At 69.9% G+C, this 25,951-nt stretch carries 26 protein-coding genes; 11 read left to right on the top strand and 15 right to left on the bottom strand.

Annotated features, from left to right (window positions below):
• Positions 1-7: 7 nt before the first annotated feature.
• Together LBN7_RS10600 and LBN7_RS10595 are read right to left on the bottom strand one after the other, a co-directional pair.
• Positions 8-1,135, bottom strand: a complete 1,128-nt coding sequence (locus tag LBN7_RS10600) for a thiamine pyrophosphate-dependent dehydrogenase E1 component subunit alpha (protein WP_243408749.1) — start codon at positions 1,133-1,135, stop codon at positions 8-10.
• Between the two features lie 105 nt (positions 1,136-1,240).
• The gene (locus LBN7_RS10595) at positions 1,241-2,308 is read right to left on the bottom strand and encodes a histidinol-phosphate transaminase (RefSeq protein WP_407359601.1); all 1,068 of its coding nucleotides are present in this window, start codon (positions 2,306-2,308) and stop codon (positions 1,241-1,243) included.
• Positions 2,309-2,370: 62 nt separating this feature from the next.
• On the opposite strand from LBN7_RS10595, the gene LBN7_RS10590 reads away from it, so the two are divergent.
• From LBN7_RS10590 to LBN7_RS10580, 3 genes are read left to right on the top strand one after another with little or no spacing between them, the layout of a single operon-like run.
• The gene (locus LBN7_RS10590; RefSeq protein WP_341947117.1) at positions 2,371-2,577 is read left to right on the top strand and encodes a ribbon-helix-helix protein, CopG family; all 207 of its coding nucleotides are present in this window, start codon (positions 2,371-2,373) and stop codon (positions 2,575-2,577) included.
• Complete coding sequence (locus LBN7_RS10585; protein ID WP_407359600.1) at positions 2,574-2,960, top strand: type II toxin-antitoxin system death-on-curing family toxin; 387 nt, start codon at positions 2,574-2,576, stop codon at positions 2,958-2,960. Before LBN7_RS10590 ends, LBN7_RS10585 begins: the two co-directional genes overlap by 4 nt.
• 34 nt (positions 2,961-2,994) lie before the next feature.
• Positions 2,995-3,399 carry a phage holin family protein gene (locus LBN7_RS10580; protein WP_116633498.1) on the top strand — a complete coding sequence of 135 codons (405 nt, stop codon included), beginning with the start codon at positions 2,995-2,997 and terminating at the stop codon, positions 3,397-3,399.
• A gap of 11 nt (positions 3,400-3,410) precedes the next feature.
• On the opposite strand, the gene LBN7_RS10575 is transcribed toward LBN7_RS10580, so the two are convergent.
• From LBN7_RS10575 to LBN7_RS10565, 3 genes are read right to left on the bottom strand one after another with little or no spacing between them, the layout of a single operon-like run.
• Entirely contained in the window at positions 3,411-3,533 is a 123-nt protein-coding gene (locus tag LBN7_RS10575) for a hypothetical protein (RefSeq protein WP_341947115.1), read from the bottom strand.
• Positions 3,534-3,536: 3 nt separating this feature from the next.
• On the bottom strand, positions 3,537-4,826 hold the full coding sequence (locus LBN7_RS10570; RefSeq protein ID WP_407359599.1) for a hypothetical protein: 1,290 nt from the start codon (positions 4,824-4,826) through the stop codon (positions 3,537-3,539).
• Entirely contained in the window at positions 4,823-5,086 is a 264-nt protein-coding gene (locus LBN7_RS10565) for a hypothetical protein (RefSeq protein WP_407359598.1), read from the bottom strand. Before LBN7_RS10565 ends, LBN7_RS10570 begins: the two co-directional genes overlap by 4 nt.
• A gap of 115 nt (positions 5,087-5,201) precedes the next feature.
• On the opposite strand from LBN7_RS10565, the gene LBN7_RS10560 reads away from it, so the two are divergent.
• Together LBN7_RS10560 and purB are read left to right on the top strand one after the other, a co-directional pair.
• A complete protein-coding gene (locus LBN7_RS10560) occupies positions 5,202-5,741 on the top strand; it encodes a low molecular weight protein-tyrosine-phosphatase (protein WP_207769868.1) in 540 nt (179 codons plus the stop codon).
• A complete protein-coding gene (gene purB / locus LBN7_RS10555) occupies positions 5,738-7,120 on the top strand; it encodes an adenylosuccinate lyase (protein WP_116633494.1) in 1,383 nt (460 codons plus the stop codon). The genes LBN7_RS10560 and purB overlap by 4 nt, the downstream gene beginning before the upstream one ends.
• 152 nt (positions 7,121-7,272) lie before the next feature.
• Here the strand turns inward: purB and LBN7_RS10550 are convergent, their stop codons facing one another.
• From LBN7_RS10550 to LBN7_RS10535, 4 genes are all read right to left on the bottom strand, one after another.
• Positions 7,273-8,706: an MFS transporter gene (locus LBN7_RS10550; protein ID WP_116633493.1), complete on the bottom strand. Its 1,434-nt coding sequence runs from the start codon at positions 8,704-8,706 to the stop codon at positions 7,273-7,275.
• A gap of 99 nt (positions 8,707-8,805) precedes the next feature.
• A complete protein-coding gene (locus LBN7_RS10545) occupies positions 8,806-12,009 on the bottom strand; it encodes a glycosyl hydrolase family 95 catalytic domain-containing protein (RefSeq protein WP_407359597.1) in 3,204 nt (1,067 codons plus the stop codon).
• 289 nt (positions 12,010-12,298) lie between these two features.
• The gene (locus LBN7_RS10540; RefSeq protein WP_341947109.1) at positions 12,299-12,652 is read right to left on the bottom strand and encodes a hypothetical protein; all 354 of its coding nucleotides are present in this window, start codon (positions 12,650-12,652) and stop codon (positions 12,299-12,301) included.
• Complete coding sequence (locus LBN7_RS10535) at positions 12,649-13,344, bottom strand: acyl-CoA synthetase (RefSeq protein ID WP_407359596.1); 696 nt, start codon at positions 13,342-13,344, stop codon at positions 12,649-12,651. Before LBN7_RS10535 ends, LBN7_RS10540 begins: the two co-directional genes overlap by 4 nt.
• 313 nt (positions 13,345-13,657) lie before the next feature.
• On the opposite strand from LBN7_RS10535, the gene LBN7_RS10530 reads away from it, so the two are divergent.
• The gene (locus tag LBN7_RS10530) at positions 13,658-14,590 is read left to right on the top strand and encodes a hypothetical protein (RefSeq protein ID WP_341947107.1); all 933 of its coding nucleotides are present in this window, start codon (positions 13,658-13,660) and stop codon (positions 14,588-14,590) included.
• On the opposite strand, the gene LBN7_RS10525 is transcribed toward LBN7_RS10530, so the two are convergent.
• Positions 14,578-15,417, bottom strand: a complete 840-nt coding sequence (locus tag LBN7_RS10525) for a sulfurtransferase (RefSeq protein WP_407359595.1) — start codon at positions 15,415-15,417, stop codon at positions 14,578-14,580. The genes LBN7_RS10530 and LBN7_RS10525 overlap by 13 nt on opposite strands.
• Positions 15,418-15,520: 103 nt before the next feature.
• On the opposite strand from LBN7_RS10525, the gene LBN7_RS10520 reads away from it, so the two are divergent.
• Genes LBN7_RS10520 through LBN7_RS10510 form a run of 3 tightly spaced genes read left to right on the top strand, consistent with a single transcriptional unit; the run spans position 15,521 to position 17,550 of the window.
• Positions 15,521-16,405 (top strand): DMT family transporter, encoded by an 885-nt coding sequence (locus tag LBN7_RS10520; RefSeq protein WP_407359594.1) that lies wholly within the window; start codon positions 15,521-15,523, stop codon positions 16,403-16,405.
• Positions 16,406-16,432: 27 nt separating this feature from the next.
• Positions 16,433-17,092: a GTP cyclohydrolase II gene (gene ribA, locus LBN7_RS10515; protein ID WP_116633487.1), complete on the top strand. Its 660-nt coding sequence runs from the start codon at positions 16,433-16,435 to the stop codon at positions 17,090-17,092.
• Positions 17,092-17,550 (top strand): MarR family winged helix-turn-helix transcriptional regulator, encoded by a 459-nt coding sequence (locus tag LBN7_RS10510; RefSeq protein WP_116633486.1) that lies wholly within the window; start codon positions 17,092-17,094, stop codon positions 17,548-17,550. Before ribA ends, LBN7_RS10510 begins: the two co-directional genes overlap by 1 nt.
• Before the next feature lie 19 nt (positions 17,551-17,569).
• Here LBN7_RS10510 and LBN7_RS10505 read toward each other — a convergent pair whose 3' ends face one another.
• From LBN7_RS10505 to mscL, 3 genes are read right to left on the bottom strand one after another with little or no spacing between them, the layout of a single operon-like run.
• Positions 17,570-17,944 (bottom strand): hypothetical protein, encoded by a 375-nt coding sequence (locus LBN7_RS10505; RefSeq protein ID WP_407359593.1) that lies wholly within the window; start codon positions 17,942-17,944, stop codon positions 17,570-17,572.
• A gap of 1 nt (position 17,945) precedes the next feature.
• A complete protein-coding gene (locus tag LBN7_RS10500; protein ID WP_407359592.1) occupies positions 17,946-23,027 on the bottom strand; it encodes an Ig-like domain-containing protein in 5,082 nt (1,693 codons plus the stop codon).
• A gap of 41 nt (positions 23,028-23,068) precedes the next feature.
• On the bottom strand, positions 23,069-23,482 hold the full coding sequence (mscL, locus tag LBN7_RS10495) for a large conductance mechanosensitive channel protein MscL (protein ID WP_116633483.1): 414 nt from the start codon (positions 23,480-23,482) through the stop codon (positions 23,069-23,071).
• Between the two features lie 269 nt (positions 23,483-23,751).
• Between mscL and LBN7_RS10490 the strand changes: the two genes are divergently transcribed.
• Positions 23,752-24,108, top strand: coding sequence for a helix-turn-helix domain-containing protein (locus LBN7_RS10490; protein ID WP_407359591.1), 357 nt, complete (start codon positions 23,752-23,754; stop codon positions 24,106-24,108).
• Positions 24,109-24,124: 16 nt separating this feature from the next.
• On the opposite strand, the gene LBN7_RS10485 is transcribed toward LBN7_RS10490, so the two are convergent.
• Entirely contained in the window at positions 24,125-24,715 is a 591-nt protein-coding gene (locus LBN7_RS10485; protein WP_116633481.1) for a ClpP family protease, read from the bottom strand.
• Positions 24,712-25,326 carry an ATP-dependent Clp protease proteolytic subunit gene (locus LBN7_RS10480; RefSeq protein ID WP_341947099.1) on the bottom strand — a complete coding sequence of 205 codons (615 nt, stop codon included), beginning with the start codon at positions 25,324-25,326 and terminating at the stop codon, positions 24,712-24,714. Before LBN7_RS10480 ends, LBN7_RS10485 begins: the two co-directional genes overlap by 4 nt.
• Positions 25,327-25,475: 149 nt before the next feature.
• Between LBN7_RS10480 and LBN7_RS10475 the strand changes: the two genes are divergently transcribed.
• The gene (locus LBN7_RS10475) at positions 25,476-25,946 is read left to right on the top strand and encodes an acyl-CoA thioesterase (protein ID WP_116633479.1); all 471 of its coding nucleotides are present in this window, start codon (positions 25,476-25,478) and stop codon (positions 25,944-25,946) included.
• Positions 25,947-25,951 lie beyond the last annotated feature (5 nt).

Here is a 25,951-nt window from a genome sequence, read left to right as displayed (position 1 = left end):
TCGAGAGTCACAGTGCTCCTCCCTCGAACGACGCCTCGTACTTCGCCTGCCAGGCCTTCTGCTCCTCGATCAGCGGATGCGGATCGCTGTAGACGTGGTCGAACATCCGGCTCACCGGCGGCGGTCCGAGCTCGACGGTCCGGGCGCGCAGATCCTCCGCGGCATCCGCTCCCTCGGCATCCGCATCGTCGAAGACGGATGCCGCAGCTCCCCGACCCTCGAGGAAGGTGCGCATGCGCACGATCGGGTCGCGGAGCGCCCAGATGTCCTCCTCGTCGGTGTGCCGGTACTTGGTCGGGTCGTCGCTCGTGGTGTGCGCGCCGAGGCGGTAGGTGACCGCCTCGATCGCGCGCGGACCCTGGCCGCTGCGGGCCTCGTCCAGCGCCACGCGCGACACCGCATAGCTGGCGAGCACATCGTTGCCGTCGACCCGGACGCTCGGGATGCCGTAGCCGGCGCTGCGCTGCACCAGCGGCACGCGCGACTGCGTCGTGACCGGAACCGAGATCGCCCAGTGGTTGTTCTGCAGGAAGAAGACCGTGGGGGCCTGGTAGCTCGCGGCGAAGACCATGGCCTCGTGCACGTCGCCCTGGCTCGAGGCGCCGTCGCCGTAGTAGACGATGACGGCCTCGTCGCGATCGGCATCGCCGGTGCCGCTGCGTCCGTCGAAGGACAGGCCCATCGCGTAGCCGGCCGCGTGCAGCACCTGCGAGCCGAGTACCAGCGTGTAGAGACGGGTGTTGCCGTTCTTCGGGTCCGTCGGGTCCCACCCGCCGTGCGAGACACCGCGCATGAGCTTGATGATGTCGAGCGGGTCGACGCCGCGGATCCGCGTCACCGCGTGCTCGCGGTAAGACGGGAAGATCGTGTCCTGCGCGCGCGCGGCACGGCCCGATCCGACCTGTGCCGCCTCCTGGCCGCGGCTCGGCGGCCACAGGGCGAGCTGCCCCTGACGCTGCAGGTTGGTCGCCTGGGTGTCGATGGCGCGGATGACCACCATGTCGCGGTAGAACTGCTCGAGCTCTGCATCGCTGATCGCCTCGATCAACGGCAGATACTGCTCGGCGGCGGGGCTGGGAGCGTAGCGGCCGTCCTGATCGAGGACGCGGACGAGTTCAGTCTCAGACGAGGTCACATCCTCACGGTACCCGCGCCGGCATGCCCGGTCACGCATACCTAGGAGGCCCTCGTATCTCCCGGGAAACCGGAGAATCGGGGCGGAACGACGCGCGACGCGAGCTCAGCGGGCGGCGGCCGCGACCTCGAGGACGCGGGCGATGGAGCCCTCTTCGCCCACGGAGATGCGGATGCCGTCGCCGGGGAACGGCCGCACGACGAGGTCGTTCTCGATGAAGGCGGCGGCCACCTCCTCGGTGCTCTCCCCCGTCGGCAGCCAGACGAAGTTCGCCTGCGAGTCCGGGACGTCCCAGCCCTGCGCGCGGAGGCCCTCCACCAGGCGGGTGCGGCGCTCGACGATCACGGCGACGCGCTCGAGGAGCTCCCCCTCGGCGTCGAGGCTCGCGATCGCAGCGTTCTCGGCGGCGGACGTGACCGAGAGCGGGATGCCGGTGGTGCGCGCGGCATCCAGCACCTTCTCGTGTCCGATCGCGTAACCGACGCGGAGTCCCGCGAGCCCGTAGGCCTTCGAGAAGGTGCGCAGCACCACGACGTTCGGGTGCTGCTCGAAGACGCGCTCGGCGAGGCCGTCGACCGCGTCGGACGCCGTCACGAACTCGGCGTACGCCTCGTCGAGGATGATGAGGACGTCGGCCGGGACCCGCGCGACGAACGCGGCGAACTCCGCGCTCGTGACGATCGGCCCGGTCGGGTTGTTGGGCGTGCAGACGATGATCGCGCGGGTGTGGTCGGTGACGGCATCCGCCATCGCGTCGAGGTCGTGCCGGGAGTCGGCCGTGAGGGGCACCTGCACCCCGGTCGCGCCCGCCACGAGCGGGAGGCTCGGGTACGCCTCGAAGGAGCGCCACGCGTAGATGACCTCGTCGCCCACCGACGCCGTCGCGAGGATCAGCTGGTGCAGGATCGACACGCTGCCGGACGCGACGTGCACCTGGTCGGCCTCGACCCCGTAGCGCTCTCCGAGCCGCGCTCGCAGACGCCCGGCGGTCGCATCCGGGTAGCGGTTGATCGGCGTCGTGCGCTGGAGAGCGTCGAGCACCGACGGCAGCGGTTCGAAGGGGTTCTCGTTGCTGGAGAGCTTGAACGCATCGGGACCCGCCTGCCTGCCCTGCCGATACGGCGCGAGCGCAGCGATGGCGGGGCGGATGCGGGGCAGGATCGGCTCGGTCACATCGCCAGTCTAGAAGTCTCGGGTCCCCGGGCTCCGAGGAAAGCGAGTGATACCATTCTGGTATGGCTATGACCGTGCGACTCCCGGAAGAACTCGATGCCCAGCTCGAGGCGATCGCCCGCGCCCGGCACATGTCGAAGCACGCGGTGATCATCGAAGCGGCGACGCGATTCGCGAACGACACCTCGCGCACCGCACTCGTGAACTCGGCGGTCGACTTCGTCCTCACCAATGACAGTGCACTCCTGGAGCGTCTCGAAGACGCATGACCGAGTACCCCACTCTCGAAGACGGACTCCTCATCGTCGACCGGCTCGGCTTCCACGTGCGCGACGCCGGGCTTCTCGCGTCCGCGCTTGCCCGCCCGGCGGCATCCTTGTTCGGCGATGATGCCTACGGGACGATCGACCGAAAGGCTTCTGCGCTGTTGGAGTCGCTCGCTCGCAACCGTCCCCTTTTCGACGGGAACAAGCGCACGGCGTGGACCACCTTCGTCGCGTTCCTCTGGATCAACGGCTGGAAGCACAACTTCGCGACCGACGATGCGTTCGACCTCGTCGTCGGCGTCGCGTCCGGAGAGATCGACCTCGATGAATCCGAGCGGCGCATCCGAGCGCATCGCATTCCACTGCAAGGGACGTCCGCTTCCTGACAAGCGCGGGCGGGCGTGCGACACTGGACGCACTATGCGCTTCATCATCCGCGTCGTCGTCAACGCCTTCGCCCTCTGGGTGGTCACTCTGATCCCCGCCCTGCAGGTCGTGATCACCGCGTTCCCGCCCGGCGAGACCCTTCAGCTGGTGCTGACGCTGCTCGCGGTCGCCGCGATCTTCGCGATCGTGAACACCATCATCGGCACGGTCGTGAAGATCGTCGCCTTCCCGCTCTACATCCTCACGCTCGGCCTCATCGGGCTCATCATCAACGGCTTCCTGCTGTGGCTCACGGCCTGGATCACGAGCGGGTTCGGCTGGGGCCTGACCGTCGGCGACTTCTGGTGGGGCGTGCTGGCCGCGCTCATCATCTCGGTGATCAACGGCATCTTCGGCTTCATCCTGCGCCCGCAGACGAAGAAGCAGCGCCGCGACTGAGACGGAGTCGGTCAGCCGCCGACCGCGTGCAACCGCAACGGACTGATCTCCGCGAGGAACGCGAACTCGCGATCCCGCTGCAGGAGCGGAACATCGCGACGGATGGCGACGGCGGCGATCAGGCAATCAGCCATCTCTCACCGGGTGCGCTCCGCGTGATACTCGGTGCGCTCGACCGAGACGGCTTCGCCCAACCGCGTCCAGTAGTCGTCGAGTGCGACAGCCCGCGGGTCGTCTGATTCGTCGATCATCTCCGCGGTCTCGAGGTAGGGCTCGAACCTGTGCGGCGCGAGCGCCAGATCCTGGATCCCGGGATTCGGATCGGCCACCCGGGTCGCGATGAAGCTGTCGGGCGATCCGCTGCCCGCGGGCGATCCGCCGCCGGACATGCTGCCCACGACGTCGTCGGTGTGCAGGATCTGCACGGCCAGCAGGTCGTCGCGGAAGGTGCCGACCGTCGGGCTGCCCGCGGTCGCGACGAACTCGACATCGAAAGAGCTCTCCATCGCCATGTGCACCGCGATCATTCCCGCCTGAGAGTGGGCGACGACGCCGATGGTGTCGCCGGATTCCGCGCCCGCGGCATGGAGCGCGTCGATCACCGCCTTGTAGGACGCCGACTTCTCACCCGTGTACAGCTCGGCGTTCGACTTCATGTCCCAGGGCTCGGGCCCGCCAGCCTGCCAGGGCACGAAGTTCTGCGTGCCCTTGAGATACACCATGTACTTCGTCGACCCGTCGTCGAACCGCAGCTTCTCGACGGCCACCTGCGCACTCGCGTCCTTCGGCATCCTCTCGAAGGCCCCGCGAAGGGTCGCCGGAGGCGCATCCGGCGTGGAGGACTTCACGGTGGTGACGGACACCGGCTCGACATCGCCCTTGAGCGTCATGCCCGGCAGCACATGGCCGAGCCGCGCGGTCGTGCCGATGAACGCGCCGATCGTGAAGAACGGCGGGAGGAGCTCACCCATGTCCCACTGCGTGTCGAGCCCCTCGAACCGCTCGTTCTCCCACTGGGCGACGAGCTGGTCCGCCATCGCGCCGATGCGCGCGTCGGCGGTCACCATCCGATCGATCCGGGCCTCGAGCGCGGCAGCGGCAGCGGCGTCGGTGTGCGCCAGCGCCTCGGCCTCGGCGCGCAGTTCGACGATCTCGAATGCATCCGCCATCAGCAGCGTGCCGATGCTGGCCTCGTCCACTTCGGATCGCAGCGCGCCGATGCGATCGCGGCTCGCCTCCAGCGCGCCGACGTCGACCTGCTCGGCGAAGCCCGGTGCGCCGACGATGATCCCGCGAGCCCGCATGACGGCGTCCCGCGCCTCCTCGAGATGGGATGCCAGCGACGTCATACGCCTGCCCACATCGCGCATCGCCTCGGTGTCGACGGCGATCGCACCTCCGTGATCGATCTCCAGGTCGCCGCTCATCCCTGCACCACCGCCTCCAGCTCCCACGCGCGCACCTGCAGTCCGCCGATCTCCGATCCTGTGCCGTCCTGGACGCGACCGAGCAGTTCGTGAAGCGCCCTGACCCCGTCCGACTGCCAGTCGGAATCGTCGACGAGAGCGACCAGCGCGGCCCCCGCCGATTCGAGCGCGGTGATCGCGGCGTCGATCTCTCGCCGCGCGGTCGCCCACGCCCAGAAGGCGTCCGAGGCGAAGGCCTCTGCATGTGTGAAGGAGTGCATGCGCCCAGCATCCGTGATCCACCGCTCCCATCCGACCCGGAACATCCGCAGCGGTGGAGAGCCGGTATGCCGGCGCCCGCTGTGCAGGACAGCCGACGCCAGGCAGAATGGACGGGTGACTTCCCCGGATCCCTTTCGCGTGATCTTCGTCTGCACGGGGAACATCTGCCGGTCTCCCATGGCCGAGGTCGTCTTCCGCGACCTCGCCGAGCGGCAGGGACTCGGGTCCCGCATCATCTCGCGCAGCGCCGGCACGGGTGACTGGCACCTCGGCGAACGCGCCGACCACCGCACGATCGACTCGCTCGCCCGGCGGGGCTACGACGGGTCCCAGCATCGCGCGCGGCAGTTCACCGCGGCGTCCTTCGCCGACAACGACCTCGTCGTCGCGCTCGACCGCACGCACGAGCGCATCCTCCGCGAGTGGGCCCGCGACGAGGACGAGGAGGGCAAGGTCACCCTGCTGCTGGCCTTCGATCCGGATGCCTCGACGCACGACGTCCCCGACCCCTACTACGCGGGCGCCGACATGTTCGATTCGGTGCTCGGTATGATTGAGGCGTCGACACGGGGCCTGTTCCGCCAGCTCGAACCCGCCCTTCGTCTCCCCCGCACGCCCCGGAACTCCGGGGCCTCATCAGGAGGACTCCCCTGACTTTCCAGCCCTCGCTCCCGCCGCAGCCCCTGAGCCCTCTCGACGGCCGCTACCGCGGCGCCGTCACCGGACTCGCCGACTTCCTCTCCGAGGCCGGACTGAACCGCGCACGTGTCGAGGTCGAGGTCGAGTGGCTGATCGCCCTCACCGACCGCTCGCTGTTCGAGACCACACCGCTGTCGGATGCCGACAAGGAGCGTCTGCGCGCGCTGTACCGCGACTTCGGCCAGGCCGAGATCGACTGGCTCGCCGAGAAGGAAGCCGTCACGCAGCACGACGTCAAGGCGATCGAGTACCTGGTGCGCGACCGTCTCTCGACGCTCGGGCTGGATGCGATCGCCGAGCTCACCCACTTCGCCTGCACGAGCGAGGACATCAACTCCGCTTCCTACGCTCTCACGGTCAAGCGCGCGGTCGAAGAGGTCTGGCTGCCCGCTCTCGACACCGTGATCGCCAAGCTCCGCGAGCTCGCGGTCGAGCACGCCGACGCCCCGATGCTCTCCCGCACCCACGGCCAGCCCGCGACGCCGTCGACCATGGGCAAGGAGATCGCCGTGTTCGCGTGGCGCCTCGAGCGCGTGCGCGGCCAGATCGCGGCATCCGACTATCTGGCGAAGTTCTCGGGCGCGACCGGCACCTGGTCGGCGCACCTCGCCGCCGACCCTGACGCCGACTGGCCGACCATCGCCCGCGAGTACATCGAGGGCCTGGGGCTCGGCTTCAACGTGCTCACGACGCAGATCGAGTCGCACGACTGGCAGGTCGAGCTCTACGACCGGGTGCGTCACGCCGGCGGCATCCTGCACAACCTCGCCACCGATATCTGGACGTACATCTCGCTCGGGTACTTCGCTCAGATCCCGGTCGCCGGCGCCACCGGCTCGTCGACGATGCCGCACAAGATCAACCCGATCCGGTTCGAGAACGCCGAGGCGAACCTCGAGATCTCGGGCGCCCTGTTCGCATCGCTCGGACAGACGCTGGTCACCAGCCGTCTGCAGCGCGACCTGACCGACTCGACCACGCAGCGCAACATCGGCGTGGCCTTCGGTCACTCGCAGCTCGCGCTCGACAACCTGCGCCGGGGTCTGAACGCGATCTCGCTGTCGCGCGACGTACTGCTCGCCGACCTCGACGTCAACTGGGAGGTGCTCGCCGAGGCCATCCAGACCGTCATCCGCGCCGAGGTCGTGGCCGGTCGTTCGACGATCAGCGACCCGTACGCCCTGCTCAAGGAGCTCACCCGCGGACACCGCGTCGGCGGCGCCGACCTGGCGGAGTTCGTCGAGGGCCTCGAGATCGGGGACGCCGCGAAGCAGCGCCTGCTCGCTCTGACGCCCGCGACCTACACGGGCATCGCGGAGCAGCTCGCGCGCTGACCAGACCTCCGGCTCAGCGGGGCCGAGCAGACCGCGTTCACAATTCAGCAAGACCGTGGGCGTCGGGACCTGACGTCCCCGTCTTTCCCGGACGAGGTTCCGTCCAGACCTGAGTCCTGACTGAATACCGCACGCCGAGCCGGGCTGCGGATCTAGTCGTCGACCTCGCCGGAGCGCTCCGGCACCGAGTCCTTCGGCATGAAGGCGGCGGCGATCAGCGTGAGCACGGCGGTGACGGCGACCGCGACGAACACCCAGACGGATGCCGAGATGATCGTGTCGGGGTCTCCCGGTCCGCGGCCCTGCGCGATCACGGAGTTCGAGATCGCACCGAACACGGCGACGCCGACGGCGCTGCCCGCCGACCGTGCGAACGCGTTCATCCCGGTGACCGCGCCCCGCTCGCCCCAGCCGACCGAGGCCTGTGCGGCGATGAGGGTGGGGGCGGCGCTCCAGCCCAGACCGAAGCCGAACAGGAACGCCACCCCGGCGATCACGAACGGATTCGGCCACGGTGACACGGCGGCGAGCGCGATGGCCGCGATCGTCGCGATGCTCATCCCGATCAGAGTGGTGCGGCGGAAGCCGATCCGCAGGTAGAGGCGTCCGGCGTTCGCCGCCGAGAGCGGCCAGCCGAGGGTCAGCGCCGCGACCGCGAGTCCGGACAGCAGCGGTGCGATGCCGATGGACCCCTCCAGGTAGGCGGGCGCGAAGCTCGTCACGCCGATCATCAGCGCCCCGACGCCGAGCGAGACGATCGTGGTCGTGAGGATGAGCCGCCTCCGCGCGAGGCGCAGGTCGACGATCGGCTCGGGTGTGCGGCGCTCCACGAGCACGAACGCCGCCAGGGCGAGGATGCCGATGCCGAAGCAGAGAGCACTCTGCACCGAGAGCCACGCCCAGGCGTTGCCGCCCTCGAGCATCCCGAGGATGATGCCGGTCAGCCCGATGGTGAGCAGTACCGCTCCGGCGTAGTCGATCCGGTGCCGCTGCGTCTGCTTCTTCTCGTGGTACTTGCGCAGCAGCATCCATCCGGCGATCAGACAGAGCGGGATGTTGACCCAGAAGATCCACCGCCAGGCGTCCAGCTGCGCGAAGATGCCGCCCAGTGCCGGACCGACGACCGACGAGACGGCCCAGACGCTCGCGACGTAGCCCTGCACCTTGGCGCGCTCGGCGACGGTGTAGATGTCGCCGACGATCGTCATCGACATCGGAGCCACCGCCCCCGCGCCGAGGCCTTGTATGACGCGGAAGACGATGAGGGCGGGCATGCTCCACGCGAACCCGCAGAGGATCGAGCCGAGCAGGAAGAGACCGATGCCCAGGAGGATGATCGGCTTGCGCCCCACCGTGTCGGCGAAGCGCGAGTAGATCGGCACGCTCACCGCCTGCGCGAGCAGGTAGACGGAGAACAGCCACGGGAACTGCTGGTAGCTGCCGAGCTCGCGGACGATGCTGGGCACGGCCGTCGCGAGGATCGTGGCATCGATGGCGATGAGTCCGGTGGCGAGCATCAGCGCACCCAGGACCGGTCCGCGTGCCGAGCGCAGTCCGATGGAGGCGCGGTCGACGGAGGCAGTCACTCTAGGCACAAGCCCCGCGTCTCCGGGAGTATTCCGGATCGGCGTGGCAGGCACGCGGGGTGCCGGCGCCGGGAGAGCCCGGCCGCCGGCACCGTGCGGTCAGTCGGCAGGCCCGAGATCGCGCATCGGCTTGCCGTTCTTGGGGTTGCCCGGCTTGACCTTGCGCCGCTGTCCGTTGACGACCACGATCACGTTGCTCATGTTCGGCGCTCGATCCGCGACGATGTCGTAGGACACGACCTGCCCGTCCCGCCACTCGCAGTCGACCCGATACCCGCCCCGCGCCCGCAGTCCTTCGAACGATCCGGTCGCCGACCAGTCCGCAGGAAGGGCCGGAAGAAGCCGGATGACCTCGCCGTGGCTCTGCAGGAGCATCTCGACCATCGTGCCGACGATGCCGTAGTTCCCGTCGAGCTGGAACGGCGGATGGTTCGCCCACAGGTTCTGCAGGATGTTGTAGGTGAGCAGGCCGCGCACCATGATGCCGGCACGTTCGGCGTCGCCGAGGCGGGCGAAGAGACCTGCTCGCCACGGCCAGGTCCACGAGCGCCGGCTGTCTCCCGACACGGTCGCGGCAGTGAAGGGCACGCCCTCCTTCTCGCCGCAGCGCGCCTTCAGAGACACCAGCGCCGCAGCCGAGAGCTCGGGGGTGTCGGGGGTGATCTGGCGCCCGGGATAGACCGCGAACAGATGCGACGTGTGCCGGTGGATGTCCTCGGGGTCGTCGCGGTCCGTCTGCCACTCCTGCAGCTGCCCCCACCGGCCGATCCTGTTCGGAGCGAGCCGCTCCTGCATGTCGGCGACGGCCTTGCGATACTTCTTGTCGACGTCGAGCGCCTCCGCGCACTCGAGATAGTTCTGGAAGAGGTCCCAGATGATCTGCTGGTCGTGCATGACACCGTCTTCGCGCGGCCCGTGCTCCGGCGACCAGCCCATCGGCGCGACGAGGGTTCCGTCGGGGAGCTCTTTGAGCTGGTCTTCCCAGAACTGGCAGATCTCCTTGATGAGCGGGTAGGCGAGGTCGCGCAGATACTTCTTGTCCTGCGTGAATGCCCAGTGCTCATAGAGGTGCTGGGCGTACCAGGCGCTGGCGATGGTGTTCCACTCCCACGCGTTGCCGCCGAAGATGCTCTGCGAGGTGCGAGCGGTCCACCCGCGCACGTCGGCGCCGAACGCGTTGCGCGTCGCGATCCGGCTCGGCACGGCCACCTCGCGGATGAACGCGGCCAGAGCCTCGTGGGATTCGGGGAGGTCGGCGGACTCCGCTCCCCAGTAGTTCATCTGGATGTTGATGTTCGTGTGGTAGTCGCTCGCCCAGGCCGGCTGGTTGCTGTTGTTCCACAGCCCCTGCAGGTTCGCGGGAAGACCGCCCGGCTTGGAGGAGCTGAGGAGCAGGTAGCGCCCGTAGGCGTACAGGGTCTGCTCGAGAGTCGGATCGGACTCCCCCGCTCCGTAGCGCGCGAGTCGACGGTCGGTCGGCAGGGCCATCACCTCGTCATCGGACTGCCCCCACTGCACTTTCGCCCGCTGCATCAGGCTGGCGACCTGCTCGGTGTGAGCGGCGCGCAGGTCGTCCCAGGACAGCGATGCCGCGGCCGTGAGGGCGTCTTCGATGACCGGCTCGGGAGCCGTGCCGCGCCATCCGTGGGCGGCGCTCAGCCGATAGTCCGTGCGAGCGTCGAGCAGCAGCGTGATCGACGACGCCCCGGCGACGCGCAGTCCGCCGGATTCGGCGGTGATCTCTCCATCGGTGTCGGCGATGCGGACGACGGCCGCGTGCGCGAGCTGATTCGCCATGGTCCCGGAGAAGCTCAGCCGACGTCCGGCGGCATCGGCCGTGGTGGGCACACCCTCCTGCTTCGAGACCATCGTGATGAGGGCGTCGAGGGCAGCGGGCCGATCTGCGGTGAAGCGGACGGCGATGACATCGGCGTCGCGGCTCGCGAAGGCTTCCCGCAGCACTGTCCCCTGCGCCGTCGCGAAATGCGTGCTGTGGGTGCCGTCGGCGATGTCGAGCGCGCGGCGGTAGTCGACGACGGCGCGTGCGCCCGCCGTGCTGTAGCCGTCGCCCGTGAACGCGATGCCCCCCAGACGGAACGCCGAGGGTCCGGAGAAGACGATCCGGTACATCGCGTAGGCGGTGGAGTTGGCGAACGCGAACGCGCGTCCGGTGCCGCGATCGGGGAACGTCTCACCGGACCGGGTGTCGAGCGCGGTCCAGTCCCGCCCGTCGTCGGACCCGGACACCGTCCAGCTCTGCGGGTCCTTCTCCGGCTCATCCGGAGCACTCGCGAGAACGTAGCCGGTCAGCGCGCGCTTCGCGCTCAGCTCGACCTGCCAGATCGCTCCGGACCCGGTGGTCGGGACATCCCACACGGTCGTGGGATCGGCGTCGACGCTGCCGACCAGCGCATCCGCGTGCCCGCTCGGCGAAGAGACGTATACGGCGCTTCCCTGCGCCAGGTCGACGCCGCCCAGGGAGATCTCGGCGACCTGGAAGTGGCTGATACCGGCCTTCGGCGCGAAGACGATCCGGTAGTGGCCGTACACCTCCGTGTTCGCGAAGGCGAAGCTCTTCGTGAGGAATCGCTGCGCGAACGGGGCTTCGGCCCTCGAGTCGAGCGCGACCCACGTCGCTCCGTCGGCGGAGCCCTCGAGCCGCCAGTCCTGGGGGTCGCGATCCGGCACGTCGTTCGCGCTCGTGAGCGAGTACGACGACACGGCGGTCGGCTCGGCCAGGTCCGCCTGCCAGATCACCTCGGCGGGCGGGGCGATCAGGCACCACTTCGTGCCGGAATCCCCGTCATAGGTCTTCTCGACGCTCTCTCCCCCGGACACCTCATACGGTCCGCCGGGGGAGGTCACGGTGTTGCGTGCCCCGAACGCGACCGTCACCTCGCCGAAGTCGCGGAACGAGCCGAATCCGGTCACGCTGGTGTCGTACGCACCGTCGGGCTGCCCGGCGAGCGCGTTGTCGTAGTCGTTGACGCCACCCCAGAAGCTCTGCTCGCTGAACTGGATGACCTCGGCATCCGGGTTTCCGAACAGCTTCGCACCGAGGCGGGCGTTGCCGATCGGAAGCGCCTGCGTCTCCCAGTTCGCCGCAGGCGTGCCGTACCAGAGCGCGTGCGGCGACAGCTCCGGTCGGGGAATCGCCCCGGCGGCGACGGCGCGCAGAGGGACTCCTGCGCCGTGCACGATCGCCGCGGCGGGCCGAGCCGCGAGGAACTGGGGGGCGAAGGGGGCGAGAAGGGCGAGACCGCCCACCTGCAGAACCTGTCGACGGGAAAGGGGGACCATCATCACTGCAACCTCCGGAGCATCATCGTCATCTGGGGCATCGGCAGCTCGCGCAACGGTGCGTCGTGTCTGCCACAAGTCAGTGTGCGACAGCAGACCTCGGATGTCTATGGACGAATGGGTACCTCTTTCGACGAAAGTCCTCCCGGTCGGCGCGTTCAGGGCGGCTTTGATCGGATGTTAGGAGGTCATGGTCTCGGGGAGAGCGCGCTGATATCGGTGCCCGATCGTCGATGACGAGAGGATCGACGTCCGGCCGACCCGCGCTCCGGCGCGGAGAGGAATCCGGTCGTCAGGAGGAAGCGGGGTGGGCCGGCTTGTCGGTGCCGGAGTCCTCGTCGGGCTCCGCGTCGTACAGCACCGGACGGTCGATCGTCTTGGTGACGTCGGCCGGATCGACGGCGAGGATCAGCATCGCGAGGATCAGCAGGGTCGCGATGAACGCGCCGCCGCCGACGACGAGGCCGAGCGCGACCGGCGTCAGGCCGTCGTAGCTGCCGTCCGCGATCGCCGTGTTCACCCGCGCGGTGAAGGCGCCGGTGGAGACCAGGGTGACGACCATCGCGAAGATGCCGCAGCCCAGCGCGATGCCGAGCAGGTGCAGCGGACGCAGGATGTCCCGCCGGGTCGGCTTCTCGTCGCTCATCGCTCTCCTCCGCGCTCGGCCGAGGCTGCGCTCTGATCGGTACCGGATGCCGCGGCGCGGTCAGCACCGGCGGCAGCGGACGCTGCGGCGACGTCGTCGGCGGCGGCATCCGCTCGCTTCGGGGTGAGGCCCGCGATGCCGAGGAAGACCGCGACGATCGCGGCGTAGCCGCCGAACATGCCGACCCCGAGGATGATGCCGGAGAGCAGGAAGGTGCCCGCCTTGTCGATCGTGTACTCCTGCACGAATCCGGCCGGGATCAGCAGGAGGACGACACCGAGGAGGATGCCGAGCGCACCGATGGTGATCGCGTCACGCGCGAGCGGGTCGGCCGTGCGGCGCGCGCGGATGCCGGCGAGGAGTTCGACCCCGCCGGTGACGATGGCCCAGACGGAGACCACCACGAAGAACAGATCATCCGACCGCCAGGCGGGGATGCCGCTCGCCATGCCGGCGATGACGCCGAGCGCCGCGAGCAGGACCTGCGGCCAGCGCGACCCTTCCGGCAGCACCAGCCACGCAGCCAGCACCTGCACGAGCGCCGTGACGAACACGAAGCCGCTGAAGACGGAGAGCCCGACCGGGGCCGAGTGGTCGGAGGAGAACGTGATCATCAGCGCGGCGACGGCGGCGAAGAGCGCGCGCAGCAGTTGCACGTGTCGCATGGTGAATGCGCGGGCAGGGGCAGACATGACGATCCAGAGTCCTCCGGGGTGTTCCTCCCAGTCTACGCGGGGCCGCGAAGCCGCGGAGCCGCGCGCGGGAGCGCACGGGAGGGGTGTTCGTGAAGCCCGGTGGATCTCCCCAGATCGATCACCGGGCTTCACGACGAACGCAGTAAGGGGGCGTCACTGCGTGAGACTGGTCGTACGCAAGGTCGGGCACCCTGCCCTTCGACGACACAGTCGATCGACCCCACTCGCCCACCCGGTCCCCTGAGGTGCGCGTGTGCGGTCGTATGCTCACTTTAGGACGATGGCCTTCACATACCGGAGGGGTGGTGTGATGAGTTTCGAATATGACGATCACGGGTCCTCCTCGGAGGCGTTCGCCGGGGCCCTCCGCAACGCCATCAACGCGAAGGACGTCACTCTCTCCTGGCTGCAGCGGCAGTTGAAGCGTCGGGGGAACCGCGTCTCGATGGCGACGCTCAGCTATTGGCGCTCCGGCGCCCGGCGACCGGAGGGCGCACAGTCCCTGGCGGCGCTGGCCGACATCGAGCAGCTGCTCGGCCTCGACGATGACGCCCTGGCCGGGCTCCTCCCGTCCACCAAGCGGACGGGCCCCCTCGGGCCGAGTCAGTTCCCGATCGACCAGCACGACCTCGAGACGGCGGTGAAAGACGCGTACGCCGCGCTCGGAGCCCCGTATCCCGACCATTCACGCGAGATCACGACGCACTCCGTGACCGACGTCGACGCCGACGGCAACGTGTCGTACTGCATCACGAGGAGCGTCCTCCAGGCGACGTCCGGCACGATGACGGGCACCCCCTTCCTCGAGCTGACGCCCGGCACCCGCACCCCCTCGCCGATCTTCCGCGCGGTGTCGGGAGGACGCATCGCGGGAGAGTACTCGCATGCCGGCGGCGAGGTCCACGGCGTGCTGTTCGAACTCGACGCTCCCCTGTCCGCGCCCGACACGACGATGGTCGAATGGTCGGTCGAGTACCCGCCGGACTATCCGCCGACGCGCGAGACCGGCCACGGCGTGGCCCGGCAGTGCCGCGAACTGCTGGTCTGGGTGCGGTTCCATCCGGATGCGCTGCCGGACTGGTGCGAGGAGCGCGTCGAGACGGCATCCGGGATCACGATCACCCCGGTGACGCCCAACGGCGGCGGGTCGGTGCACCTGGTCCACCGCGCCTTCGGCCCGGGCGCCGTGGAGCTGCTGTGGGGGTACGGCCCCCGCGATGACGCCGGTGATCAGCCGGGCTGATCACCCGTTGCGACCGGACGACCCGGCGTGTTCGACCACTGGCTCCACGACCCGGGGAACACCTTCGCGTCGATGCCGACCTCGCTGAGGATCAGCGCCGTGTGCGCAGCAGTGACGCCGGAGCCGCAGTACGCGGCGACAGGTGTGCCCGGTGCGACTCCGACCCCCGCGAACGTCGCGCGGACGGTCTCCGGATCGAGCAGGCGCCCCTCGGCGTCGAGATGCAGCATCGTCGGGAGGTTGCGTGCGCCGGGGATGTGCCCGGCCTGCGGGTCGAGCGGCTCGGTCTCGCCGCGGTAGCGCTCGGGAGCGCGCACGTCGAGCAGGACACCGGATGCCGGGAACGCGGCCACCTCGTCGATCGAGAGCGCATCACCGCCGATCTCCTCGAGCACGACCTCACCCGTCTCGGGGATCACGTCGTCGGTGGCGATGTCGAACCCGGCGGCCCTCCACGCGCGGAGGCCGCCGTCGAGCACGCGCACGTCGACGCCGGCCTGGCGGAGGAGCCACCAGGCGCGCGACGCAGCCGTGCTCTTGGCGTCGTCGTATGCGACCACGATGTCGCCGTCGTTCACGCCCCAGCGGCGCGCCGCCGCCTGGAGGGTCGCGGTCGACGGCAGCGGATGCCGACCCTCCGACGGCTCGCCGTGCGTCGAGAGCTCCGTGTCGAGCGAGGCGAAGACCGCACCGGGGATGTGCCCGGTCAGATAGTCGTCATGCCCGGCCTCCGGACGATCGAGTCGCCACCGCACGTCGATCAGGCGCACCGGGGCGCCCTGAGACAGGAGGTCATTCACCGCGTTCACGCTCACGAAGCTGCTCATCCTCCGAGGCTATCGAGTCGATCCGGCATCCGGCGCCGGCCCGTCTTCTCGCGTCACCGTCAGGCGGATAGGCTCGATCCGGCAACGTCGAGAAAGGGCAACGATGCCCTCTCGTCTTCGCTGGATGCGCTTCCGCCCGCAGGAAGCCGCCCTCATCGCCATCACCGCAGTATGGGGCAGCACGTTCCTGCTCGTGCACTGGGCCATGCAGCATTCCGGGCCGTGGTTCTTCGTCGGCGCGCGCTTCCTCATCGCCGGACTCATCAGCGTCGTGATCTTCCGGCGCGTCCTGCGCGGCATCCGGTGGCGGGACGTGGGAGCCGGCGTCGCGATCGGCGTGATGATCTACCTCGGCTACGGGCTCCAGACCGTCGGGCTGCAGACGATCGACAGCAGCACCTCCGCGTTCATCACCGCGATGTACGTGCCGCTCGTCCCGTTCGCGCAGTGGGCGGTGTTCCGCAAGCGCCCACCCGCCATGGCCTTCATCGGCGCGGGACTCGCCTTCGTCGGACTGGTGCTCATCGCCGGCCCCGACGCCTTCACGCTCAGCCTCGGCACCGGCGAGATCGCGACGATGATCAGCACCCTCCCGATCGCCGCCGAGATCATCCTCATCAGCGTGTTCGCCGGGAAGATCGACCTCGGACGCATCACCGTCGTGCAGCTGCTGACCGCCGGCGCGCTCGGGCTCCTGACCATGCCGGTCGTCGGCGAGGGGATCCCCGAGTTCTCCTGGATCTGGGTGGGCTGCGCGGTCGGGCTCGGCGCCGCCAGCTGCCTGATCCAGCTCACGATGAACTGGGCGCAGAAGTCCGTGTCGCCGACCCGCGCGACGATCATCTACGCCGGAGAACCGGTGTGGGCCGGGGTCATCGGGCGGATCGCCGGCGAGCGTCTGCCGGTCACCGCACTCATCGGTGGGGCGCTCGTCGTGCTCGGCATCCTCGTCAGCGAGCTGAAGCTGATCCGTCGTCGGCGGGAATAGACGACCCGTCGACGCGTTGCATCTCGCATGATTGAAACTTCAACCGTCGTTCCGGTCGCCACCGAGCGCACGCGGGTACGCGTGCCGCTGCGCTTCGCCGACGGTTTCGCCACGACCGCCGATGTGGTCACGTTCGACGGACTCGTCGACGGCCGTGAGCACCTGCTGCTGGGACTCGGAGACTGGCGCGCGGCGATGGAGCGAGCGGATGCCGGTGGCGACGCACCGCTGGTGCGCCCGCACAGCGAGTGCCTGACCGGCGACGTGTTCGGCTCCGAGCGCTGCGACTGCGGCCCGCAGCTGCGCGAGGCGGTCGAGCGGATCTCGGACGAGGGCGGTTTCCTGCTCTACCTGCGCCAGGAGGGTCGCGGCATCGGCCTCTACGCCAAGCTCGACGCCTACGCCCTGCAGGACTCCGGCCTCGACACCTACGAGGCCAACGTCGCTCTCGGCCATGGCGAGGACGAGCGCGACTACACCGTCGCAGCCCAGATGCTGCGGGCCGCGGGGGTCGACGGCATCCGTCTGCTCAGCAACAACCCCGACAAGGCGGTGCAGCTCGAGGGACTCGGCATCCGGGTCACGGACCGCGTGCCGACCGGGGTGCACCTGTCGGACGCGAACTCGCGCTACCTGCAGGCCAAGCGCGATCACACCGCGCACACCATCGACCTGTCCGCCGCGTGATGGACGAGCGTCGGCTCGACGACGCCGAGATGGCGACGTGGCTGCCGACGATCCGGTTCGTGCAGCTGCTCCCGCAGGTGCTCGACCGCACCCTCAAGGCCGAGACCGGACTCAACCACGCCCACTACGCGATCCTGATCACGCTCGCCGGCCGGGGCGAGAGCACGGTCACGATGACCGAGCTCGCGCAGATCGCCGGGCTCAGCAGGTCGCGCCTCAGCCACGCCCTGGACTCTCTCGAGGAGCGCGGCTGGGTGGCGCGGTCCTCGTGCGGCAGCGACCGGCGAACGCTCTCGGCGACCCTCACCCCCGCCGGACGTGAGCTGCTGCGGTCGGCGGCGCCCGTGCACGTCGCGCAGATCCGCGAGCTGGTCCTGGGTCCGCTCAGCGACGAGGAGCGCGCGCAGCTCGGCACGATCCTCACCAAGCTGCTGCCCGGGGTGACCGCCGCTCTGTAGCGCCCGTGCCTCGGTGGGGTCAGAGAACGCCGCGCGTGAGGGCGACGGTGCAGCTGCTCGCGGAGGCCTCGCCGAGATCGGCGGAGACGGACCAGTCGGCGGATGCTCCCGCATCCACCGCCTCGATCTCCTGCCACGCCGACGCGATCACGGATCCGTCCGTGTCGAGCCAGCTCACGCGCACGAGATAGTCGCCCGCGTCGCCTTCGCTGTTCTGCAATGAACCCGTCGACGTCAGACGTCCGCTCCCCGGCGGGCACTCATCGATCGTCAGATCGTCCACGGCACTCGTCCCCCCGGTGACCGAGGGCGCGGGCGGTCCGTACGGGCTGCATCCGGCGAGGACCGCCGCCGCGGCGAGCGCCGCGACGACGGTCGGGACGGTGGCCCTCACGTCAGGCCGAACGTCGACGGATCAGGATCGCGATCCCCGCGAGCAGCAGCAGGAGGCCCGCCCCGAGGGGGATCCACGGCACGGCACCACCGGTCGTCGGGAGAGCGGTGCCCGCGCCCGCGGCCACCGTCACGGTCACGGTCGCGGTGACCCGCGTGCCGTTCGCGTCCGCCACCGAGTAGGTGATCGACGTGGTCCTGCCGACGAATCCGGGCGCGGGCGTGAACACGATCTTGCCGTCCACCACGGTCCAGACGCCCTCACCGGGGACGGTGAGCTCTGTCACGAGCGCGCCGTCGGCGCCCACGATCCGGAGGGTCGAGCGGTCGAGCGGCACTCCGGTGGTACCCGGAGCGTCGTCGCCGATCACATCGATCACCACCGGGACTCCCGGCGCGGTGGTCGCCGCGTTGTTCCGCGCGATCGGATCGACGCCTGCGACCGTGATGGTCACCGTCGAGCTGGCGGAGTTGCCGAGCGAATCGGTCACGGCGTACGTCACGGGCGTCGCCGCTCCGCGGAACGCGGGAACAGGCGTGAAGGTCACCCGTCCGTCCGATCCGATCTCGTACGTGCCCTCGCCGGGGACGTCGAGCGTCTTGCCGCCTCCGCCGACGGTCGAGCCGACCGGCTGACCCGTCGCGGGGAAGACCAGGGACGCGGGGTCGAGCACACCGTCCGTCCCGTCCGCCTGCTGCCCGGGGCTGTCGTTGCCGAGGATGTCGACGGTCACGGGCACGTTCTGCGGCGTGCTCTCGACATCGGCGTTCGCGTCGGGCCCCGGTCGCACGGTCACGGTGAGCGCCGCGTTCGCGGACGAGCCGTTCTCGTCGAGGATCGTGTAGCGGACCGGGGTCGTCGTGCCGCTGAAACCCTCCGCGGGCGTGAACGTCACCGTCCCGTCGGCGCGCAGCGTGTAGACGCCCTCGCCGGCGACGTCGAGCGTCTTGCCGCCGTCGCGGATCTCGGCCGTGAGGCCGGCGGGGATGCCGGACGCCTCGAAGACCACGGAGGCGAGGTCGAGAGGAACCGCGGGGTCGCCGGGCTCGTCGTTCCCGGCGAGGTCGAACGTCACGGGAGTCGCGAACGGTGTCACGGCCGCGTCGTCGGTCGCGGTCGGGATGACCGGGGTGACCTCGATCACGATGGTCGAGGTGACCCCGTTCCCGATCGCGTCTGTGACGGTGTACGACACCACGGAGGCGAGGCCGGCGAAGGCGGGGAGCGGCGTGAACGTGACCGAGCCGTCGGCGGCCGCGGTGTAGGTGCCCTCCCCGGGCACGACGAGGCGGGTGCCCCCGTCGAGCACCTGGGCGCCGGCCGGCTGGCCCGTGGTCGGGAAGCGCAGAGTGCTCGCATCCCACGCGCCCTCCGAGTCGTCGGCGTTGCGGGACGGGGTGTCGTTGTCGAGCGGCCGCAGGGTCACCGGGACGCCCTGCGGCGTCGAGTCCGTGTCGGGAGCCGCGACCGGTCCGGGCCGGACGGTGATCTGCACGCGGGCGTCGTCGGTCGTGCCGTTGGCGTCGGCGATCCGGTAGATCACGGGGGTCGTCGTTCCGCTGAAGCCATCGGCCGGCGTGAAGACGACGGAGCCCGCGGCGTCGAGCACGTACGTGCCCTGCCCGTCGATCGTGAGCGTCTTTCCGTCGGCGGAGACGGTGACGCCGGACGGCTGTCCCGTGGCCGGGAACACCGTGGCGGCCGGCACCAGCGGCGCCGAGGCGTCGCCGGCGCTGTCGTCGTCGAGCAGGTCGACGGCGACGGGCACTCCGAACGGTGTGGTCGCGCTGTCGTCCTGAGCCTGGGGCGTCACCCCGGTGACGGTGACGGTGATGGTCGATGAGACGGTCGCGCCGTGCGAGTCGGTCGCGCCGTAGACGACGCTCGTCGCGGTTCCGGTGAAGGCCGGTTCCGGGGTGAAGGTGACTCTGCCGGCAGGATCGGCCGAGTACACGCCCTCGCCCGGCACGGTCAGCGTCGTGCCGCCGTCGGTGACGATCGCGCCCACCGGCTGACCCGCCGTCGGGAACATCACGCTCGGCGGGACGAGGATCCCCGTGTCGCACCCGGCCGGCACGTTCGTCTCACCGGGATCGCACGGGCTCCCGAGATCGCTCGCGAAGTCGTTGTCCAGGACGTCGAGGACGACCGGTGTGTTCTGCAGCGTCGTCTCCGCGTCGGGTGCAGCGAGTGCCCCGCTGCCCACGGTGACGATGATCTCGGCCGTGGCGGGGGTGCCGTTCTCATCGACCACGCGATAGACCACCGGCGCGGTCGGACCGGCGAAGCCCGGGACGGGGCTGAAGCGCACCGTGCCGTCGTCCCGCACGACCCAGGTCCCCTCGCCGGGAACGACCAGCGTCTTGCCCCCGTCCGTCGCATCCGGCGAGGTGAAGACGACCGATGAGGGCACGAGCGGCGCCGAGGGAGCGCCCGGCTCGTCGTTGGCGAGGATGTCGATGTCGACGGGAGTCGACCCGGGAGTCTTCGCGGCGTCGCCGATCGCCGTCGGCGTCACCGCGGTGACCGTGACGGAGACCGTCGTCGACGCGTCGTTGCGGAACGAGTCGGTGACGATGTACGTGACCGGCGTCGCAGCGCCCGTGAACAGCGGCTCGGGGTCGAAGGTGACCTCGCCGGTCGCCGGATCGAAGGTGTACACGCCCTCACCGGGAACCGCGAGCACGCGACCGCTGCCGTTCACCGCACTGCCGGCGGGAAGCCCGGGCGTGACGCTGAACCGGAACGAATCACGGTCGAAGGCGCCCGCGCTGCCGTCGGCCGCCGTGCCGGGCACGTCGTTGCCGAGGACCGGGAACGACACGTCGACGTTCTGGGGTGTCGAGGCGCTGTCCGGGTTCGCCGTCGGTCCTGGGCGAACGGTGACCGACACGGTCGCGGTGCTCTGCTGACCGTTCGCATCGGTGATCCGATACGGCGTCGACGCGGTGCCGGTGAAGCCGTCCGCCGGAGTGAACTCGACCTGCCCCTCCGGGGTCACGCGCCAGGTGCCCTCGGGTGTGACCAGAGACGTGCCGCCGTCGGTGGCGGCCGGATCGGTGAAGACCGTCGAGGTGGGGACGATCGCGCCCCCGGGTCCGGGGACGTCGTTGCCGACGACGTCGACGGTCACCGGGGTCGCGTGCGGCGTGGTGGTCGAATCGTTCACGGCCGTCGGCGTCACGGCCGTGACCGTGACCGTGATGGTCGACGCCGCGGGATTGCCCAGGCTGTCTGTGAAGCGGTAGGCGACGGGCGTCGTCGTCGGGCCGTCGAAGGTCGGATCCGGCGCGAAGGTCACGACGCCGGTCGTCTGGTCGATCGTGTAGACGCCCTCGCCCGGCACGTCGAGACGGCGGCCGTCGGAGCTCACGACGGATCCGGCCGGCTGCCCGGTCGTCTCGAAGACGACGGATGCCGGCGGAACGGCCCCCGGAGTGCCGTCCGCGTTCTGGCCGGGTGCATCGTTCCCGAGCACGGGGATCTGCACACTGGTCCCCTGCGTCGTCGCAGCGGTGTCGGCGACGGCCGTGGGACCGGGGCGCACCGTCGCGGTCTCCGTGGCGGTGGATGTCTGCCCGTTGTCGTCGACGATGCGGTACTCGGCGGTGGCGTCGCCGCTGAACCCGGGGGCCGGGGTGAAGGTGATCCCGCCGTCGGTGTCGATCGTCCAGACGCCGTCGGGGGTCTGGAGCCTCTTGCCGCCGTCGGTCGCGGTCGGATCCGTGAACACGGTCTGCTCGGGCAGGATGGTGCCGGTTCCCGGCTGGTCGTTCTTGGCTCCCGGGAGCGGGATAGGGGCGCCGAAGACGCCGATGCCGGCATCCGGGACCGCGACGGGCGGCGGGAGCACGTTGACGAAGGCGCAGACGATGTTCGCGCCGTCCGTGCCGGCCGGCGCGGTGAACGTGGCGCTGTTGCCGGTGCCGCTCGCGACGACGGCACCGGTCGCATCGGTGCACGTCCAGGTCGTCGTGTAGTCGTCGAGGTCCGTGGTGCCGACGGGCTCCTGCCGCATCGTGTAGGTCTCCCCCGGGATGATGAGGCCGGGTTCGCTGGGGTCGCCGTCGGGGCCGGAGTCGCTGTCCGGGAAGTCCGGCGTGGTCCCGTCAGGACCGTACGAGCCGCCCTCGAGCACGACGCGCACCTGATCGGTGGGCTGCGCGCGGGGGCCGTCGAATCCTGTGACGGTCTGAGCGGTGGACGGGTTCGCGCAGGAGCCGAGGTCGGTCGAGGTGGCGCCCGTGAGGGTGAACGTGGTCCCGGTCGGCGCGCCCGTGATCGGGTTCGTCTTCTGCAGCACGGTGAGACCGCCGAGGTAGAGGAAGCCGTCGGATCCGAAGGCGATGCCGTTCGTCGCCGCCGTGGTCGTGCCGCGCGACAGCTCGCGCGAGCTCAGGGTGGTGCCGGTGCCGGAGGTCGGGACCGTGCCGTCGGCGACGTAGAGGGCGGCCTGGTTCGCGCCTCCGGCGACCACGTACAGCCGACCCGTCTTGTCGAACGCGATGTCGCCGTTCAGACCGGGCGGGTTGGTCGTCGTGATCGACACGACGGGCCCCGCCGGCGCGCTGTTCGTCGCCGGGTCGAAGACGTAGAGGTTGACGGTGCTCCCCGAGAATCCGCCGTAGTAGTACAGCCCGGTCGCCGGGTTGATCGCGCCCATCGTCCCCTGGGCGACGCCCGCCGTCTTGGGCGAGGCCGTGACCGTGCCGTCCGCGCTCGCCGCCGGTTCGTACTCGACGACGCTCGTGGTCGTTCCGGTGATCGCGACGGTGCCGTCGGCGCCGATCCCCAGCTGGTTCGTGCTCGTGCCCGCATTCGCCGGGGTCGCGAAGACCGGCGCGGCGGAGGTCGTACCCGTCGAGAGGTCCAGCTGACCGACGTTCCCCGCCGTGCCGTTGCTGAAGTACAGGGTGTTGATGCAGGCCAGGGGGGCCGCCGCTGCCGCCGGAGCGGCCGCTCCGGCGACCGTGAGGCCGGCGGCGACGAGCACGCCGGCGGTGACCGCGGCGATCGGTCGGGACCGAGGCGATCGCCTTTCTCTCGTGCCGATGATGCGGGCGAAGACGGATGACGGTGACACGCAGGGCCCCTTAGCGGTGGTCTGGTCGGAGGATGGCGTCGTCAGACGCTTCGGCGCGACTGCAGGAGGTCGCGGATCTCGATGAGGAGCTCGGCCTCGGTGGGCAGCGGCTCGGGCTCGACGACGGCGGGACGCAGGCGGTCGGCGCGCTCCTTCGCCTTGTTCATCGGAAGGACGAAGACGAAGTAGACGACGGCGGCGACCGCGAGGAAGTTGATGACCGCGCCGATGATCAGGCCGAAGGCGAAGACCGAGGTGCCTCCGCCGAGCGTCGGCACCTCCACCTGCATCGCCTCATCCAGGCTTCCCGCCTGGAAGAACAGGCCGATCAGCGGATTGATGAGCGCCTCGACGAGGACGTTGACGATGGCCGTGAACGCGGCGCCGATGACGACGGCGACCGCCAGCTCGATGACGTTGCCGCGAAGGATGAATTCCTTGAATCCGTTGATCATTGCTCTGTCCGCTCTCTCCGATGGTCACTGCGGGCGTGGGGAGTGAGAGCGGCTCCGGCCGCCTCACTCCCCGCCCTACCCCCATGTCCCCCACAGGGCCGCCGGGGCGACGGTGAATCGTCGTCGTCCCGGCGCGCAGAAAGCTATCAGCCGGCTGTTCACGCGAAATCGGCCTGCTGTGGAAGATGCTGGAATATCGGTTTCGGCTCTTCGTTCTGCTCTGAGCAGAACCGCTCGAACAGCGCGGATGTCTCGGCCTATCGTGAGGCATGGCCGACATCGTCCCGTTCCCCCGCGCCCCTCGTCCTTCCCGCCGCCCGCGGCCGAGCGACCCGGAGCCCCTCTGGCGCCAGCTCCTCGGCGATCAGCTGCGGCGGCGCCGGCACGAACGCGAGGAGACGCTCACCGAGACAGCAGAGAAGGCCGGTGTCTCGCCGCAGTACCTCTCCGAGGTCGAGCGCGGATTGAAGGAGCCGTCCAGCGAGATGATCGCGGCGATCAGCGGAGCACTCGAGACCTCGCTCATCGAGCTCACCAGCGCGGTCGCCGACGACCTCCGGTCGACCGTCGCGCCGGCAACCGCCGTGGTCTCGGCCGGGCGCGCGGTGTTCGCGCTGGCGGCCTGAGCCTGTCGAAGGGCCGTCAGCCTCGCTCGCCGAGCACCGTGTCGATGAGTCCGTAGTCGAGCGCGGCGGATGCCGTGAACACCCGGTCGCGGTCGGTGTCGGCACGGAGCTCCTCGACCGTGCGGCCGCTGTGCCTGGCGAGGATGGCCTCCATGTCGGAGCGGACGCGCACCACCTCGTCGGCCGCGAGGATGAGGTCGGGGATCGCACCGCGCGACTGCCCTGCGGGCTGATGCAGCACGATGCGCGCGTGTGCCAGGGCCGCCCGCTCTCCTGCGGCACCCGCGGCGACCAGCAGCGCGGCCGGTCCGATCGCCTGCCCCACGCAGGTCGTGGCGATGCGCGGACGGATGTGCTGCATGGTGTCGTAGATCGCCAGAGCGGCGCCGGGGTCGCCGCCCTCGCTGTTGATGTAGAACTGGATGCCGCTCTCGGGGCTGTCGGCGTCGAGATGCAGCAGCTGCGCGATCAGCGCGTTCGCGACACCGGCGTCGATGCCGGTGCCGAGGTAGATGACGCGCTCCGCCAGCAGGTGCGAGTAGACGTCCATGATGCGTTCCCCGCGCGGATGCTGCGCGATGACGTTCGGGATCGAGTAGGTGCTCATGCGCTCGTCCCCAGACCGACGCGCGCGCGTCGACGCGGCATGATGTCCGCGAGCGAACCGACGATCTCGTCGATGAATCCGTAGTCCAGCGCCTCGGCGGCCGTGTACCAGCGGTCGTGCAGGGAGTCCTCGAAGATCCGCGTGACCGGCTGGCCCGTGTCGTCGGCGATGAGGCCGAGCACGGTGTCGCGCATGTGCCGCAGATCGTCGGCCTGCGTCTCGAGCTCGCCGGCCGACCCGCCGATGCCCGCCGAGCCCTGGTGCATGAGGATGCGGGCGTGCGGCAGCGCGCGGCGCTTGCCCTTCGTGCCGGCGGAGAGGAGGAACTGCCCGGCGCTGCACGCCAGGCCGAGCGCGAGGGTGGACACGTCGTTGGGCACCAGCTGCATCAGGTCGCGGATCGCCAGCATCGACGGCACCGAGCCGCCCGGCGAGTGGATCCAGAGGGCGATGTCGGTCGTCGCGTCCTCCGCCGACAGCGCGAGCAGCTGCGTCATCAGCAGCGTGCCGTTGTCATCGTCGAGGGCGCCGTCGAGCACGAGCACGCGCTCGTGGAACAGGGCGCGTCGGGCTTCGGGCCCGAACTGCGGGATGGGGTTGTCTTCGCTCATGCCCCCAGCATCCGCCGCTCCCCGCACCGGCGGGCCGGTATCCGCCCCCGGCGGATCCGCCCTGAGCAGACGCGCGCCGCCGCCGACCGGCAGGAGAACGAAAACCGGCCGTAACACCCCCGACTCACGGCGCTCCTACGCTCGGGATCATGGCGAAGCAGACGGCACCGGCATGGCAGTGGTCGGAAGACGGGATCAACTTCCGCACCCGCAAGTGGGTGCGCCCCGAGGACCTCAACGCGAACGGCTCCCTGTTCGGAGGGAGCCTGCTGAAGTGGATCGACGAGGAGGCGGCGATCTACGCGATCGTGCAGCTCGGCAACTACCGCGCCGTCACGAAGCACATCTCCGAGATCAACTTCGAGGCGTCGGCTGTGCAGGGCGACCTGGTCGAGATCGGTCTCACGGCGACGCACTTCGGTCGCACCTCGCTCACCATGAAGGCGATGGCGCGCAACATGATCACGCGCAAGCGGCTCCTCACGATCGAGAAGATCGTGTTCGTGAGCCTCGATGAAGACGGCGCGCCCACTCCGCACGGCTACACCGACATCACCTACGACCGCGACCGCATGCCGACCGAGCGACTCGCGACCGGGACGATCCGACTGCCGAGCTGACGCCG

This window comes from Microbacterium sp. LBN7 (genome assembly GCF_045690345.1).
Lineage (GTDB): Bacteria > Actinomycetota > Actinomycetes > Actinomycetales > Microbacteriaceae > Microbacterium.
The sequence above is the reverse complement of the archived record's forward strand: the minus strand, read 5'-3'. Positions and strand labels throughout refer to the sequence as shown.